We start from the raw sequence: 14340 nt of genomic DNA on the forward strand, positions 1-14340 counted from the left end.
CACCCTGAACAGGAATTGAATGATGTCTTCCCAAATCCGCCGCTTGTCGACCTCAGACGCCAACTTTGCCGAGCAGTTTCGGGCATTGCTCGCCTATGAAGAGCAGCGCGACCCCCAGGTGGAAGGGGCGGTGGCTGACATCATTCAGGCGATCCGCACCCGCGGCGATGCTGCATTGCTGGAATTCACCGAAAAATTTGACCGTGTGAAGGCCGGTTCTGTCGCAGAGTTGGAGATTCCGGCCGCAGAACTGAAGCTGGCGTTTGACACGCTGGACGCTGCACAAAAAGAGGCGCTCCAGGTGGCCGCCAAACGCGTGCGTGCATTCCACGAGCGCCAAGTCGCCGAAAGCTGGGAGTTTACCGAAGCCGATGGCACCCGGCTGGGCCAGCGCGTCACACCGCTGGACCGTGCGGGCTTGTATGTGCCGGGCGGCAAAGCAGCATATCCGTCGTCGGTGCTCATGAACGCGGTGCCGGCCAAGGTGGCGGGGGTGAAGGAAGTCATCATGGTGGTGCCCACGCCCAGTGGCGTAAAAAACCAGATGGTGCTGGCGGCTGCCCATTTGGCGGGTGTGGACCGTGTGTTCACTATTGGCGGTGCGCAGGCGGTTGCGGCACTGGCGTATGGCACGCCAACCGTGCCGCGTGTGGATAAAATTGTGGGCCCGGGCAACGCCTATGTGGCTGAGGCCAAACGGCGCGTGTTTGGCGCTGTGGGCATTGACATGATTGCAGGCCCCTCGGAAATTTTGGTGATTTGCGATGGCAGCACCAATCCCGACTGGATCGCGATGGACCTGTTCAGCCAGGCTGAACACGATGAAATGGCCCAGTCCATTTTGCTGTCGCCCAACAAAGAATTTCTGGACCATGTGCAGGCCAGCATCAAGCGCTTGATGGACACCATGCCGCGCGCAACAGTCATTGCCACCTCCTTGAAAAACCGGGGTGCGCTCATTCACGTGGCCAGCATGGAAGAAGCCTGTGAACTGAGCAACCAGATCGCGCCTGAACACCTGGAATTGTCGGTTGAGGACCCCGACGCCTGGGTGGGCAAGTTGCGCCATGCAGGTGCCATTTTCATGGGCCCTTACAGCAGCGAGTCCCTCGGTGATTACTGCGCAGGGCCCAACCACGTCCTGCCCACGGCAGGCACAGCGCGGTTCAGTTCGCCGCTGGGGGTGTACGACTTCCAAAAGCGCAGCAGCATCATTTTCGCCAGCCGGGAAGGCGCCAGCATGCTGGGTGAGGTGGCTGCCGAGCTGGCCTATGGCGAAGGCTTGCCAGCCCACGCCCGGTCTGCTGAATACCGTGTTGGCCCCAAATTCAAAAAAGCCAACTGAAGGCGCAACCCATGAGCCTGATGCAAAAAACAGTTCGCGCCGATGTGCAAGCCACGCAAGCGTATGTCGTGGCCCCAGCGCAAGGCATGGTCAAGCTCGATGCCATGGAAAACCCCCAAGGCATGCCGACTGAGTTGCTGGACGCCTTGGCCGATGCGCTGAAAGCGGTTGCCTTGAACCGCTACCCAGAGCCCAAAGCGGCTTCGCTGGAAGCCGCACTGCGTGCCCATTCCGACATACCCAAAGCCGCACAGGTGTTGTTTGGCAATGGGTCGGACGAGCTCATTGACCTCATCATTCGGGCCTGTTGCATGCCGGGTGATGTGGTGATGTCGCCTGTGCCCACCTTCGTGATGTATGCGGTGTACAGCCAGTGGAGCCATGCCCAATTCGTGGGTGTGGACCTCAACCCCGACTTCACGCTCAACATGCCCGCCTTGTTGAAAGCCATTTCTGCCCACCAACCCAAGGTGGTGTTTTTGGCTTACCCCAACAACCCAACGGGCGTGGCCCTGCGGGAAGCGGAAATTGTGCAGGTCATCAAGGCCGCACCTGGCTTGGTGGTGGTGGACGAGGCCTACGAAGCATTTGCCGATGCGTCCTTCATGTCCCGCGTGCTCGAGTTTCCCAATGTGCTGGTGTTGCGCACCTTTTCCAAGCTGGGCTTGGCGGGTGTGCGCTTGGGTTACGCCGTGGCCAGCAGCGCTTGGGCCGAGCAAATTGACAAGGTTCGCCCACCCTACAATGTGAATGTGCTCACCCGCACGGCGGTGGAATTTGCCTTAAAGCACTTTGATGCTTTTGAAGCCCAGGCTGCCCAATTGAAGTCCAACCGCGAAACCCTGCGGGAGGCGCTGCAAAGCCTTCAAAACCCGCAACTTGCCGTGGAAGTGTTTGATTCTTGCGCCAATTTCCTGCTCTTCAGGCTGCCAAATGCACTGGAAGTCTTTGAAGGCCTGAAAAAGAAAGGTATCTTGATCAAATACGTGGGCAAAGCGCACCCCTTGCTGGCCAATTGCCTGCGAGTCACGGTGAGCACTGAACACGAAAACCAGCAATTTCTGGACGCATTGAAACAAACCCTGGCCGAATTGGCTCAATAAGTGGCCCAATAAGCCGCAGAACCCAAATGATCATGAGAACCGCCGAAGTCACGCGCAATACCCTGGAAACCCAAATCACCGTCAAGATCAACCTCGACGGCACGGGTGAGAAGCACCTCGACACGGGCGTGCCATTTCTCGACCACATGCTGGACCAAATTGCGCGCCATGGCCTGTTCGACCTGCACATTGAGGCCAAGGGCGACCTGCACATTGATGCCCACCACACCGTGGAAGACACGGGCATCACCTTGGGCATGGCCTTTGCCAAAGCGCTGGGGGATAAAAAAGGAATCGTTCGCTACGGCCACAGCTATGTGCCATTGGATGAGGCCTTGTCTCGCGTGGTGATCGATTTGTCAGGCCGTCCGGGCCTGCACATGGATGTCGATTTCACACGCGCGGCCATTGGCCAGTACGACGTGGACCTCACCTTTGAATTTTTCCAGGGCTTTGTAAACCACGCGCTGGCCACGGTCCATATCGACAACCTGAAAGGCAAGAATGCCCACCACCAGTGCGAGACCATTTTCAAAGCCTTCGGTCGTGCCTTGCGCATGGCCGTTGCGCATGATGAACGCCAACAGGGCATGATCCCCAGCACCAAGGGCGCACTGTGACCACTTCGCGGACTGTGGCCGTGGTGGACTACGGCATGGGTAACCTGCGCTCGGTCGCCCAAGCCCTTCAGCATGTCAAGCTGGAGAATCAGGAGATTTGTATCACCAGCGAACCCGCCGTCATTGACGCTGCTGATCGAGTGGTGTTGCCGGGCCAAGGTGCCATGCCCGACTGCATGCGGGCCATCCGCGACAGTGGCGTTCTGGAGGCCGTGTATCGCGCCGCAACCAACAAACCCCTGTTTGGCGTGTGCGTGGGCGAACAAATGATGCTGGAGCGTAGTCACGAGGGGCCTGCCGACAGCCTGGGCCTGTTCAAAGGGGAAGTGATCCGCTTTGACCCCAGCAAAACCACCCAGTTGGGCTTGAAGGTACCGCATATGGGCTGGAACCGGGTGTACCGCGCCAAACCCCATGCGTTGTGGGACGGTATTGACGATGGCGCCTGGTTTTATTTCGTCCACAGTTACCATGCGCAACCAGCCCATACGGCCGATATTGCCGCTGAATCAGACTATGGCTTGCGCTTTACCTGTGCCATTGCACGGGATAACATCTTTGCAACGCAGTTTCACCCCGAGAAGAGTGCACACGACGGCTTGCGCCTGTATGCCAACTTTTTGCGCTGGAACCCCTGAAACCCGGACAATGACCGTTTTCTGACCACTCGAACAACACTACAGACAGTCTCATGTTACTCATTCCAGCAATCGACCTGAAAGACGGTCAATGTGTGCGCCTGAAGCAAGGCAATATGGATGACCCCACCATTTTCTCGGCAGATCCGGTCGAAATGGCCATGAAATGGGTCAAGGCCGGTGCGCGGCGCCTTCACTTGGTTGACCTGAACGGTGCGGTGGCAGGCAAGCCGGTGAACGAGGCGGTCATCATCGACATCCTGGATGCAGTGGGCGGTCAAATCCCCGTTCAGTTGGGCGGTGGCATTCGCGACCTCGACACCATTGAGCGGTATCTGGACGATGGCTTGAGCTACGTCATCATTGGCACCGCCGCCGTGAAAAACCCCGGCTTCCTGCACGATGCCTGCGGTGCTTTCCCAGGGCAAATCATTGTTGGGCTGGATGCCAAAGACGGCAAAGTGGCCACCGATGGCTGGAGCAAGATTTCCGGTCACGATGTGGTTGATTTGGCCCAGAAATACGAGAACTACGGCGTGGAAGCCATCATTTACACCGACATTGGCCGCGACGGTATGTTGGGCGGCGTGAACATTGAAGCCACGGTGCGCTTGGCCAATGCACTCACCATTCCGGTGATTGCATCGGGTGGTGTCACCAACCTCGACGATGTTCGCCAACTGTGTGGCGTTGAGCACGAAGGCATCATGGGCGCCATTTGTGGCCGTTCCATCTATGAAGGCACGCTGGACTTTGCCAAGGGCCAAGCCCTGGCCGATGAGCTGAACGGAAAATCCTACTGATGTTGGCCAGCCGCATCATTCCCTGTCTGGACGTGACTGCAGGTCGCGTGGTGAAAGGGGTGAACTTCGTTGAACTGCGGGATGCCGGAGACCCGGTGGAAATTGCACGTCGTTACGATGAGCAAGGTGCCGATGAGCTGACCTTTCTCGACATCACCGCCAGCAGCGACCAGCGCGACATCATTTTGCACGTGATTGAAGCAGTCGCCTCACAGGTGTTCATCCCGCTGACTGTGGGTGGGGGCGTTCGCAAAGTGGAAGATGTGCGTCGCCTGTTGAATGCCGGTGCCGACAAAATCAGCATCAACACTTCAGCGGTGGTCAACCCCGATTTGGTGAGCGATGCAACGGCCAAATATGGGTCGCAGTGCATCGTGGTGGCCATCGACGCCAAAGAAAAATCCAATGGTGAGCCCGGCTGGGAGGTGTACACCCACGGTGGCCGCAACCCCACCGGGTTGGATGCCGTGGAGTGGGCGCGCAATATGCAGGCCCGCGGCGCGGGTGAAATTCTGCTCACCAGCATGGACCGCGATGGCACCAAAATTGGTTTTAACCTTGGCCTGACCCGTGCCGTGGCCGATGCAGTGGATATTCCCGTGATTGCCTCGGGCGGCGTGGGCAACCTCGATCATTTGGTGGACGGTGTGCTGCAAGGGCATGCCAGTGCCGTGTTGGCCGCCAGCATTTTTCACTACGGCGAATACACGGTACAGCAAGCCAAAGCCCACATGGCCAAGGCGGGTGTCACGGTTCGCTTGTAAGGTATCGGCATGAGCAAGGATGTGGTGATCACCGACAACTGGCTGGACAGCGTCGCCTTTGATGACCAAGGATTGGTCACTGTGGTGGCGCAGGATTACCGCAGCAAACGCGTGCTCATGGTGGCGTGGATGAACCGTGAGGCCCTGGAAATCACCGCCAACACCCGGTTTGCAACGTATTTTTCACGTTCGCGCAATAAACTGTGGCACAAAGGCGAAGAAAGCGGCAACCAGCAAAAAGTGCATGACATTCGCCTGGACTGCGATGGCGATGTGATTGTGCTGTTGGTGGAACAAGTGGGTGGCATTGCATGCCACACTGGCCGAGAAAGCTGCTTTTACTATGCACTGGAAGCCAATGACCAAGGCCAGCCTGCTTGGGTGGCGAAAGACCCCGTGTTGAAAGACCCGGCCGAGATGTATCGGCCATCCAAGTGAACCGCATGACAAACACACCCAATTCAACTGACTTGCTCGCTCGGCTCACCGAGGTTCTCGAGGAACGCAAACAGGCCGACCCTGAGCAGTCCTACGTGGCCAAGCTCCACAAAAAAGGGCAGGACGCAATTCTCAAGAAAATTGGTGAAGAGGCCTGTGAGTTGGTCATGGCCTCCAAAGACCAAGACAAAACCAAAGTAATTTACGAAACCGCCGACCTGTGGTTTCACAGCCTGGTGGCTTTGTCGTGGCATGGTTTGACTGCTGCCGACGTGCTGGCTGAACTGGACCGTCGAATGGGTTTGTCAGGCTTGGCTGAAAAGGCCAGCCGAAAAGAACAATGAGGGGAATGACACTGTGAGCAACTGCATATTCTGCAAAATCGTGGCAGGGGAAATCCCTAGCAGAAAAGTGTACGAGGATGAGGATATCCTCGCGTTTCACGACATCAATCCGGCGGCGCCTGTGCATTTTCTAATCATCCCGAAAAAGCACATTCCCACACTGGCCGATGCCACACCGGAAGACATCCCGGTGCTGGGCAAAATCATGGCCATGGCAGGCAAGCTGGCCCAGCAAGAAGGGTGTGCGGACGGTTTTCGCACCATCGTGAACACAGGTCGGGTGGGCTGTCAGGAGGTGTATCATTTGCATGTGCATATCCTGGGTGGCACACAGCCTTTGGGCCCCATGCTGATGAAACATTCGTGATCTGGTCAAGTCCAATTCAGATCAAACTTTCCAAACAAGCGTATTCGATTGAGGAGTAAACCATGGGTTCTTTCAGTATTTGGCACTGGCTGATTGTGCTGGTCATCGTCATGCTGGTGTTTGGCACCAAGAAACTGCGCAACATTGGGTCAGACCTGGGTGGTGCTGTGAAAGGCTTCAAGGAAGGCATGCGCGAAGGCACGGCAGAAGCCAATGAGTCGGCCAAAATTGCCGATGCATCGGCCAACAAAGCCAACACCATTGATGTTGAAGCCAAAGAAAAACACTAAAACAACCCTGATCAGCAGTTCTTTCCCTTCCGGCAGCGCACACCATGTTTGACATTGGTTTTTCTGAATTGATTGTGATTGCCGTGGTGGCGCTGGTCGTGATTGGACCAGAGAAATTGCCCAAAGTGGCCCGAACCGTGGGCCACTTGCTGGGCAGGGCTCAGCGGTACGTCAACGACGTGAAAAGCGAGATCAACCGCGAAATGGAACTGGATGAACTGCGCAAACTGCAAGCTGAAATGCAGGATGCAGCCCGGAAGGTGGAAACCGACGTGCAAACCACCCTGCGGGACGCTGAAAGCCAGGTTAACCAGACCGTGAAAAAAATCGAAGACGATGTGGCTGAGCTGGAAAAAGCCCCCGTAGCGCAGGACGGCCCTCACAAGCCCACAACATGAACCAACAAGACAATTTCATCAGCCACCTGGTTGAGTTGCGGGACCGCCTGCTGCGTTCCATCATCGGGTTTGCCATCGTGTTTGTGGCCTTGATGATGTACCCCGGTGCTGCCCATATTTTCGACCTGTTGGCGCAGCCCATTCAATCGGCCCTGCCGCAAGGCACCAAGATGATTGCCACGGGGGTCATCACACCGTTCATGGTGCCCATCAAGCTGACGGCCATGGTGGCGTTTGTGATGTCACTGCCTTGGACCTTGTATCAAATTTGGGCTTTTGTGGCGCCCGGTTTGTACCAGCATGAAAAGCGCATGGCCTTGCCCATCATCGTGTCCAGCACCATCTTGTTTTTGAGTGGCATTGCCTTTTGCCATTTCATTGTGTTTGGCAAAGTGTTTGCCTTCATCAACGAATTTGCGCCGTCCAGCATTACCCCAGCACCCGACATCGAAGCCTACATGAGCTTTGTGCTCACCATGTTCATGGCGTTTGGTGTGACATTCGAAGTGCCGATTGTGGTGGTGGTGTTGGTGTACCTCGGCGTGGTCACCGTTGAAAAGCTGGTGGACATTCGTGGCTATGTGATTGTGGCTGCGTTTATCATTGCGGCGGTGGTTACACCCCCGGACGTGATGTCGCAGTTGTTCCTGGCTGTGCCCATTTGCCTGCTGTACGAGCTGGGTATTTTGGCGGCTCGCATGGTGGGGAAGAAGCGGCAGGAAATTCTGGAATAAGTTTTTCTACGCAGACACAGCCCGTGCCGAACACCCCCGAAAGGTAAAGGTTGCCCCGCGCATTCAGAACCGGACCGATAACTCGCGCCGATGGCGCTCAAACATCTCGGTCCGTGTGTTCGAATGCTATGCGGGTCTAGCTGATCGGAGGGCTAACTGTCCGGCGCCGGGCATACCGGTATTGCTGGGGCAAGTCCCGGCTTCGATGCGCACCGGTCTGACTCAAGCTGGGAGTGCGTACAGTTCCGCACCGCGCCGCAAATCGTTCACTTCTTCAGCAAATCCCCCGGCTTTGGCCGAACCCCAATCTCAATCGTCAGCGACACCGGTTTGCCTTCACGCAACAAACGGATCACGCGCTTTTGCCCCGGTTCAGACGACGCAATCAGGTTCAGCATTTGCGTGGTGTCCTTGATGGCCTGTTTGTCGATGGCCAGAAGAATATCGCCCACCTTGAGGCCAGCCTTGTCGGCAGGGCCATCTTTCACAATGCCTGCGATGATCACGCCATCCTGCTGCGGCAGGTTAAACGCTTTGGACAGTTCTTCGGTGATGTTTTGCTGCTCCACGCCGATGTAACCGCGGGTCACCGATCCATTTCGAACAATCTGGTTCAACACGCTTTGAACTGTCTTTGCGGGAATGGCAAAGCCGATGCCCAGTGAGCCACCGCTGCGGCTGTAAATGGCGGTGTTGATGCCCAGCAGGTTGCCTTCAGTGTCCACCAGTGCGCCACCGGAATTGCCTGGGTTGATGGCCGCATCGGTCTGGATGAAGTTTTCAAAGGTGTTGATGCCCACGTGGTTGCGGCCCAACGCACTGATGATGCCCATGGTCACGGTTTGTCCAACGCCAAACGGGTTGCCCATGGCCAGCACCACATCGCCCACTTGTGCCTGCTCTTCTTGCGCAAACTTAATGACTGGCAACTTGTTCAGGGTGATCTTCAACACAGCCAAATCAGTTTCCGGGTCGGTGCCCACCAACACCGCCGAGGCTTTCCGTCCGTCATTCAGGCTGACCTCAATGGTGTCGGCATCTTCAACCACGTGCTGGTTGGTCACGATGTAGCCTTCACCGCTCACAATCACGCCCGACCCCAAACTGGAGGCTGTGTCGTCGTCGGGTTGGTTGTCCTCCGGGTCGTCGCCAAAAAACTTCCGGATTTCCGGGTCTTCAAAAAATGGATGCTTCGGGGCGGCCCCCATTTTTTTGGACGTAAAAATATTGACCACTGCCGGCATGGCGGTGCTGACCGCTTTGCGATAGCCCTCACCGGGCCCGCTGTCGGCCAATTGATGGGCATTGCGGTGCATCAGGATTGAAACCCAATCTGGGCGGAATGTCTCCAGCATGAAATACAATGCCAGGAGGACGGCCAGCGCCTGACTGAAGGTGAGCCAGAGTTTTTTGATCATGATGGGTAGGGCAACGCGTGCAGCAAACAGTCGATCGTGAAGTGTTGGAACGGGACCTGGCCGAATTTCTCGACATAGCCCGCACGCCAGATTATTGCCCAAACGGCCTTCAGGTGGAAGGAAAGCGCGACATCCAGCGCATTGTGGCAGGCGTTACGGCCTCGCGGGCTTTGATTGAGCTGGCGATTGAGCAAGGTGCCCAGGCCATTCTGGTTCACCATGGCTTGATGTGGAAAGGCGACCCGCAGGTGGTTCGAGGCTTTCGCAAACAACGCCTGGAACTGGCGCTGGCCGCGGGTTTGAATGTGTTTGCCTACCACCTGCCGCTGGACAAACACCCCGAGGTCGGCAACAACATCCAGCTGGGGCGCATGCTGGGTTGGCCCAGCGATCGCGCCGTGGGCGACAAGGGCTTGGTGCATGTCGGTGCTTTGCAACAGCCTCAACGCTTGGGCGATCTGTTGGCATATGTGGAGACCGTCTTGGGTCGAAAACCTGACATTCAGGGCGTCTCCGACCCTGATCGCCTTGTCCGCACGGTCGCCTGGTGCACGGGCGGTGCCCCCGGGTACGTGGAAGACGCCGCCTTGGCTGGGGCCGATCTGTATTTGACGGGCGAGTTGTCCGAACCTTCGGTCCACGTGGCACTGGAAACCGGTGTCAGTTTGGTGGGGGCGGGGCACCACGCCACTGAGCGCTGCGGTGTTCAGGCCCTGGGAAGCTGGATTGCCCAGCGCCATGGCGTGCAGGTGACGTTTCACGACCTGTTTGTCACGGTGTGAGCAAAATCCTTTTGGCTCAATGGCTTGCTGTGGGGCCGGTGGCCGCTAGCTGAAATCTGACGATTTGTCCTGAAAAAGGGTTCTAGTTTCGAAACTGCTGAGTTACAATCATCGGTTGCATGGGGTGCCCTCGGGCTTGCTCCACGCCGGTTCAGTCCAAACCCATTCCTTCTGACCGGCCATGGTTCACCGGGTTAAAAACGGTTTTTTCTTTCGGGGTTATTTTGATGAGCAACAATCAACCTGTAGACAAAGAGCGCCGCGTGTGGATGATCGCGTGTGGCGCCGCAGGCGGTGTGGCAGCTGTAGCAACTGGCGGCGCATTCCTGAGCACCCTGGCCCCCTCCGAGCGCGCCAAGGCCGCTGGAGCGCCCGTGGAACTCGACATCTCGGGCATGAAGCCCGGCGAAATGAAAACAGTCGAGTGGCGTGGCAAGCCTGTTTGGGTCATTCGCCGCGACAACAAAATGATTGAGGACCTCAAGTCCAACGATGCCAAGTTGGCTGACCCGAAGTCCGAGCGCAAGCCCGGCGAACTAACCCCCGAATACGCCCGAAACGAATACCGCTCCATCAAACCCGAATACCTGGTGGCAGTGGGCATTTGTTCCCACCTGGGTTGCTCGCCTTCCGCAAAATTTGATGCGGGCCCCCAGCCCAGCCTTCCGGATGACTGGAAGGGTGGCTTCCTGTGTCCATGCCATGGCTCCACATTCGACCTGGCAGGCCGCGTGTTTGCCAACAAGCCCGCACCGGACAACCTGGAGGTGCCCCCACACAAATACCTGTCCGACACCAAGATTTTGATTGGTGTGGACGACAACCACACCGCCTAACGCCAGCGCGGAGGAGTCAAGATGGCTGCAGACAAAAAAGTGGAAACCACCGGCATCATGGGCTGGATTGATCAGCGCTTCCCGCTGAGCTCAACCTACAAGGCCCACCTGTCGGAATACTACGCCCCAAAGAACTTCAACTTCTGGTATTTCTTTGGTTCGCTGGCTTTGCTGGTGCTGGTTATCCAGATCGTCACCGGCATTTTCCTGGTCATGCATTACAAGCCGGATGCATCCAAGGCCTTCCAATCCGTTGAGTACATCATGCGTGATGTGCCCTGGGGCTGGCTGGTGCGCTACATGCACTCCACGGGTGCCTCCATGTTCTTCGTGGTGGTTTACCTGCACATGATGCGCGGGCTGCTGTACGGGTCCTATCGCAAACCACGCGAACTGATCTGGATTTTCGGTGTGGCCATTTTCCTGTGTCTGATGGCAGAAGCCTTCATGGGTTACCTGTTGCCTTGGGGGCAGATGAGCTACTGGGGCGCCCAGGTGATTGTGAACCTGTTCTCCGCCATTCCGGTGATTGGCCCTGACCTGGCCATCTGGATTCGGGGTGACTACGTGGTGTCCGATGCCACACTGAACCGCTTCTTCTCCTTCCACGTGATTGCGGTGCCTTTGGTACTGCTGGGCCTGGTGGCTGCTCACCTGGTTGCGCTGCACGAAGTGGGTTCCAACAACCCAGATGGTGTTGAAATCAAGGAAAAGAAAGATGCCAACGGTATTCCGCTGGACGGCATTCCATTCCATCCGTACTACACCGTGCATGACATTCTGGGTGTGGGTGTGTTCCTGATGGTGTTTTCTGCCATCGTCTTCTTCGCACCGGAAATGGGTGGCTACTTCCTGGAGTACAACAACTTCATTCCGGCCGACCCGCTGAAGACTCCCCCGCACATTGCACCGGTCTGGTACTTCACACCGTTCTATTCCATCCTGCGTGCCATTACGTACCCGTTCCTGGGTGTGGATGCCAAGCTGTGGGGTGTGATTGCCATGGGTGCCGCCGTCGTGATCCTGTTCTTCCTGCCTTGGCTGGACAAGAGCCCGGTGAAGTCGATCCGCTACCGCCCAACCGGCCACAAAGTGTTCTACGGCGTGTTCGTGGTGGCCTTCCTGATTTTGGGTTACTTGGGTGTTCAGCCTCCGTCACCCGTGGGCGAGAAGGTGTCACAGGTGTGTACGCTGATTTATTTCGGTTTCTTCCTGGGCATGCCTTGGTGGAGCAAGATGGGCCAGTTCAAGCCTGTGCCTGACCGCGTGATCTTCGCAGCGCACTAAGCGGCACGAGACGAAAGGACATCAAACAATGAAAAAATTACTTGCTGTATTGGCCTTGATTCCGTCACTGGTCTTGGCATCGGGCGGTGAATTTCCCCTGGACAAGGCGCCTGACCTGACCAATGACAAGGCCGCTTTGCAAAACGGAGCCAAGCTGTTTGCAAACTATTGCTTGAACTGCCACTCGGCCGAAAGCATGCGCTACAACCGCCTGCACGACATTGGTCTGAATGACGAGCAGATCAAGCAAAACCTGCTGTTTGCAACCGACAAGGTCGGCGACACCATGACGGCCGCCATCGACCCAAAGGAAGCGAAAAAGTGGTTTGGCGCAGCACCACCTGACTTGTCGGTGATTGCACGGTCACGTGCGTCGGGCGCTGGCAGTGGTGCAGACTACATTTACACCTATTTGCGCACTTACTACAAAGACCCAAGCCGCCCCACAGGCTGGAACAACATGGCTTTCCCCAACGTGGGCATGCCCCATGTGTTGTGGCAGTTGCAAGGCGAGCGTGTGGCCAAGTTCGAGGAAGTGAAAGACCCCCACGACGAATCCAAGACGATTCACAAGTTCGTGGGTTTTGAGCAGGTGAAACCCGGTACAATGGCGCCGGCCGAATACGATCGGGCCATCGCCGAACTCACCAGCTTCCTGGTGTACATGGGCGAGCCCGCACGCCAAGACCGTTTCCGCTTGGGCGTGATTGTTCTCTTGTTCTTTGGGGTTTTCACCATCTTCGCTTGGCGTCTGAACGCTGCGTACTGGAAAGACATCAAATAAACGCCGGCATTGAATTGGATCCTGGGCTGGGGCGCGAAAGTCGCCCCGGCCATTTTTTGTTTGGGAAGACTACACCATGATGGTTCTTTACTCTGGAACAACCTGTCCGTTCTCGCAGCGCTGCCGCTTCGTGCTGCACGAAAAGGGCATGGATTTTGAGATCAAGGACATTGATCTGTTCAATCGCCCCGATGACATCAGTGTCATGAACCCGTACGGGCAAGTGCCGATTCTGGTTGAGCGTGACCTCATTCTGTACGAGTCCAACATCATCAACGAGTACATCGATGAACGCTTCCCGCACCCGCAATTGATGCCCGCTGACCCGGTGATGCGTGCGCGCACCCGCCTGTTCCTGTTCAATTTTGAGCGCGAACTGTTCCAGCACGTGAGCGTGATCGAAAAAGGCGGAAACCCCAAAGCCATGGAAAAGGCCAAACTGGCCATTCGCGAGCAGCTGACCCAGTTGGCACCGGTGTTCCTCAAGAGCAAATACATGCTGGGCGAAGAGTTTTCCATGCTGGACGTGGCACTGGCCCCCCTGTTGTGGCGCTTGGAGCACTACGGAATTGAACTTCCGAAGTCTGCCGCTGCTCTCATGAAGTATGCAGAGCGCATTTTTGCCAAACCGGCATTTATTGATGCGCTGACCCCGTCCGAAAAAGTGATGCGCCGATAAGCCGCAAGCCGGTGCCTGGAGTTTGAGCCGTGAGCGAAGTGTCCACCAAGCCTTATCTGATTCGAGCCATCCACGAGTGGGCGGTTGACAACGGCTTCACGCCGTATTTGGCGGTGGCTGTGAATGAGAAAACCCAGGTGCCCCGAGAGTTTGTGAAGGCTGGCGAGATTGTGCTCAATGTGTCCCCTTTGGCCACCAACAAACTGCGCCTGGGCAATGAATGGGTGGAATTTGAAGCCCGGTTTGGCGGAAAAGCGCGTGAAATCATGGTGCCCATCGAGCAGGTAAGCGCCATTTACGCCCGTGAAAACGGGCACGGCATGGCCTTTGAAGTGCTCAAGCCTTTGGCCGAAATTGAAGGCGATGGAAATGAGGCGGTTCAGTTTGTGCTGGACGACGAGCCTTCCGAGCAGGACGCCACCATTCCCATAAGTGCAGGGCCTCGGCCTGTGGAAGGCCCCGCCAGTGATTCAAAGCCCATGGCGGTGGTGAAGTCTGATGGGCCTGATGAAAAAAATGCAAAAAAACCGGGTCCGAAGAGCAAAAGTCATTTGACTCGAGTAAAATAGCGCTTCTTCAAAGTGCCGCTTTAGCTCAGTTGGTAGAGCAACCGCCTTGTAAGCGGTAGGTCGTCAGTTCGAATCCGACAAGCGGCACCATTCTTTCCCTCCCCACATTTCCCCTGTTTTTTCGTGAAGCTGGAGCCCGGT

Annotated in this window: 19 protein-coding genes and 1 tRNA gene; 19 read left to right on the plus strand and 1 reads right to left on the minus strand. The window is 56.7% G+C overall.

Going from position 1 to position 14340, the window contains the following annotated elements; all coding sequences use genetic code 11:
• The first annotated feature begins 22 nt into the window (after positions 1 to 22).
• The 12 genes from hisD to tatC all read left to right on the plus strand — a co-directional run bounded on the left by hisD (position 23) and on the right by tatC (position 7844).
• Positions 23 to 1345, plus strand: a complete 1323-nt coding sequence (hisD, locus tag VGE55_RS01550; RefSeq protein WP_331130111.1) for a histidinol dehydrogenase — start codon at positions 23 to 25, stop codon at positions 1343 to 1345.
• A gap of 11 nt (positions 1346 to 1356) precedes the next feature.
• Positions 1357 to 2448, plus strand: a complete 1092-nt coding sequence (hisC, locus tag VGE55_RS01555) for a histidinol-phosphate transaminase (protein WP_331129984.1) — start codon at positions 1357 to 1359, stop codon at positions 2446 to 2448.
• A gap of 32 nt (positions 2449 to 2480) precedes the next feature.
• A complete protein-coding gene (hisB, locus tag VGE55_RS01560; protein WP_331130112.1) occupies positions 2481 to 3068 on the plus strand; it encodes an imidazoleglycerol-phosphate dehydratase HisB in 588 nt (195 codons plus the stop codon).
• The gene (gene hisH, locus VGE55_RS01565; protein ID WP_331129985.1) at positions 3065 to 3706 is read left to right on the plus strand and encodes an imidazole glycerol phosphate synthase subunit HisH; all 642 of its coding nucleotides are present in this window, start codon (positions 3065 to 3067) and stop codon (positions 3704 to 3706) included. Before hisB ends, hisH begins: the two co-directional genes overlap by 4 nt.
• Before the next feature lie 53 nt (positions 3707 to 3759).
• Entirely contained in the window at positions 3760 to 4509 is a 750-nt protein-coding gene (hisA, locus tag VGE55_RS01570; protein ID WP_331129986.1) for a 1-(5-phosphoribosyl)-5-[(5-phosphoribosylamino)methylideneamino]imidazole-4-carboxamide isomerase, read from the plus strand.
• Entirely contained in the window at positions 4509 to 5273 is a 765-nt protein-coding gene (gene hisF, locus VGE55_RS01575) for an imidazole glycerol phosphate synthase subunit HisF (protein WP_331129987.1), read from the plus strand. Before hisA ends, hisF begins: the two co-directional genes overlap by 1 nt.
• A 9-nt stretch (positions 5274 to 5282) precedes the next feature.
• Complete coding sequence (gene hisI, locus VGE55_RS01580; protein ID WP_331129988.1) at positions 5283 to 5711, plus strand: phosphoribosyl-AMP cyclohydrolase; 429 nt, start codon at positions 5283 to 5285, stop codon at positions 5709 to 5711.
• Between the two features lie 5 nt (positions 5712 to 5716).
• Entirely contained in the window at positions 5717 to 6055 is a 339-nt protein-coding gene (locus VGE55_RS01585) for a phosphoribosyl-ATP diphosphatase (RefSeq protein ID WP_331129989.1), read from the plus strand.
• 13 nt (positions 6056 to 6068) lie between these two features.
• Positions 6069 to 6422: a histidine triad nucleotide-binding protein gene (locus VGE55_RS01590; protein WP_256765277.1), complete on the plus strand. Its 354-nt coding sequence runs from the start codon at positions 6069 to 6071 to the stop codon at positions 6420 to 6422.
• A 62-nt stretch (positions 6423 to 6484) separates the two neighbouring features.
• On the plus strand, positions 6485 to 6712 hold the full coding sequence (gene tatA, locus VGE55_RS01595; protein ID WP_256765278.1) for a Sec-independent protein translocase subunit TatA: 228 nt from the start codon (positions 6485 to 6487) through the stop codon (positions 6710 to 6712).
• A gap of 44 nt (positions 6713 to 6756) precedes the next feature.
• A complete protein-coding gene (gene tatB / locus VGE55_RS01600) occupies positions 6757 to 7110 on the plus strand; it encodes a Sec-independent protein translocase protein TatB (RefSeq protein WP_414674935.1) in 354 nt (117 codons plus the stop codon).
• Positions 7107 to 7844: a twin-arginine translocase subunit TatC gene (tatC, locus tag VGE55_RS01605; protein WP_331129990.1), complete on the plus strand. Its 738-nt coding sequence runs from the start codon at positions 7107 to 7109 to the stop codon at positions 7842 to 7844. Before tatB ends, tatC begins: the two co-directional genes overlap by 4 nt.
• Positions 7845 to 8110: 266 nt before the next feature.
• On the opposite strand, the gene VGE55_RS01610 is transcribed toward tatC, so the two are convergent.
• Entirely contained in the window at positions 8111 to 9262 is a 1152-nt protein-coding gene (locus VGE55_RS01610) for a trypsin-like peptidase domain-containing protein (RefSeq protein WP_331129991.1), read from the minus strand.
• A gap of 17 nt (positions 9263 to 9279) precedes the next feature.
• Between VGE55_RS01610 and VGE55_RS01615 the strand changes: the two genes are divergently transcribed.
• From VGE55_RS01615 to VGE55_RS01645, 7 genes are all read left to right on the plus strand, one after another.
• Positions 9280 to 10044 (plus strand): Nif3-like dinuclear metal center hexameric protein, encoded by a 765-nt coding sequence (locus tag VGE55_RS01615; protein WP_331129992.1) that lies wholly within the window; start codon positions 9280 to 9282, stop codon positions 10042 to 10044.
• 227 nt (positions 10045 to 10271) lie between these two features.
• Positions 10272 to 10880 carry a ubiquinol-cytochrome c reductase iron-sulfur subunit gene (gene petA / locus VGE55_RS01620; RefSeq protein ID WP_331129993.1) on the plus strand — a complete coding sequence of 203 codons (609 nt, stop codon included), beginning with the start codon at positions 10272 to 10274 and terminating at the stop codon, positions 10878 to 10880.
• Positions 10881 to 10901: 21 nt separating this feature from the next.
• A complete protein-coding gene (locus VGE55_RS01625; RefSeq protein ID WP_331129994.1) occupies positions 10902 to 12167 on the plus strand; it encodes a cytochrome bc complex cytochrome b subunit in 1266 nt (421 codons plus the stop codon).
• A 28-nt stretch (positions 12168 to 12195) separates the two neighbouring features.
• Entirely contained in the window at positions 12196 to 12951 is a 756-nt protein-coding gene (locus VGE55_RS01630; RefSeq protein ID WP_331129995.1) for a cytochrome c1, read from the plus strand.
• 76 nt (positions 12952 to 13027) lie between these two features.
• Positions 13028 to 13630, plus strand: coding sequence for a glutathione S-transferase N-terminal domain-containing protein (locus VGE55_RS01635; protein WP_256765286.1), 603 nt, complete (start codon positions 13028 to 13030; stop codon positions 13628 to 13630).
• Between the two features lie 29 nt (positions 13631 to 13659).
• Complete coding sequence (locus tag VGE55_RS01640; protein WP_331129996.1) at positions 13660 to 14199, plus strand: ClpXP protease specificity-enhancing factor; 540 nt, start codon at positions 13660 to 13662, stop codon at positions 14197 to 14199.
• A gap of 14 nt (positions 14200 to 14213) precedes the next feature.
• Positions 14214 to 14289 (plus strand) — tRNA-Thr (locus VGE55_RS01645).
• The last annotated feature ends 51 nt before the right edge of the window (positions 14290 to 14340 follow it).

The organism is Limnobacter sp., assembly GCF_036405155.1.
Taxonomy (GTDB): domain Bacteria; phylum Pseudomonadota; class Gammaproteobacteria; order Burkholderiales; family Burkholderiaceae_B; genus Limnobacter.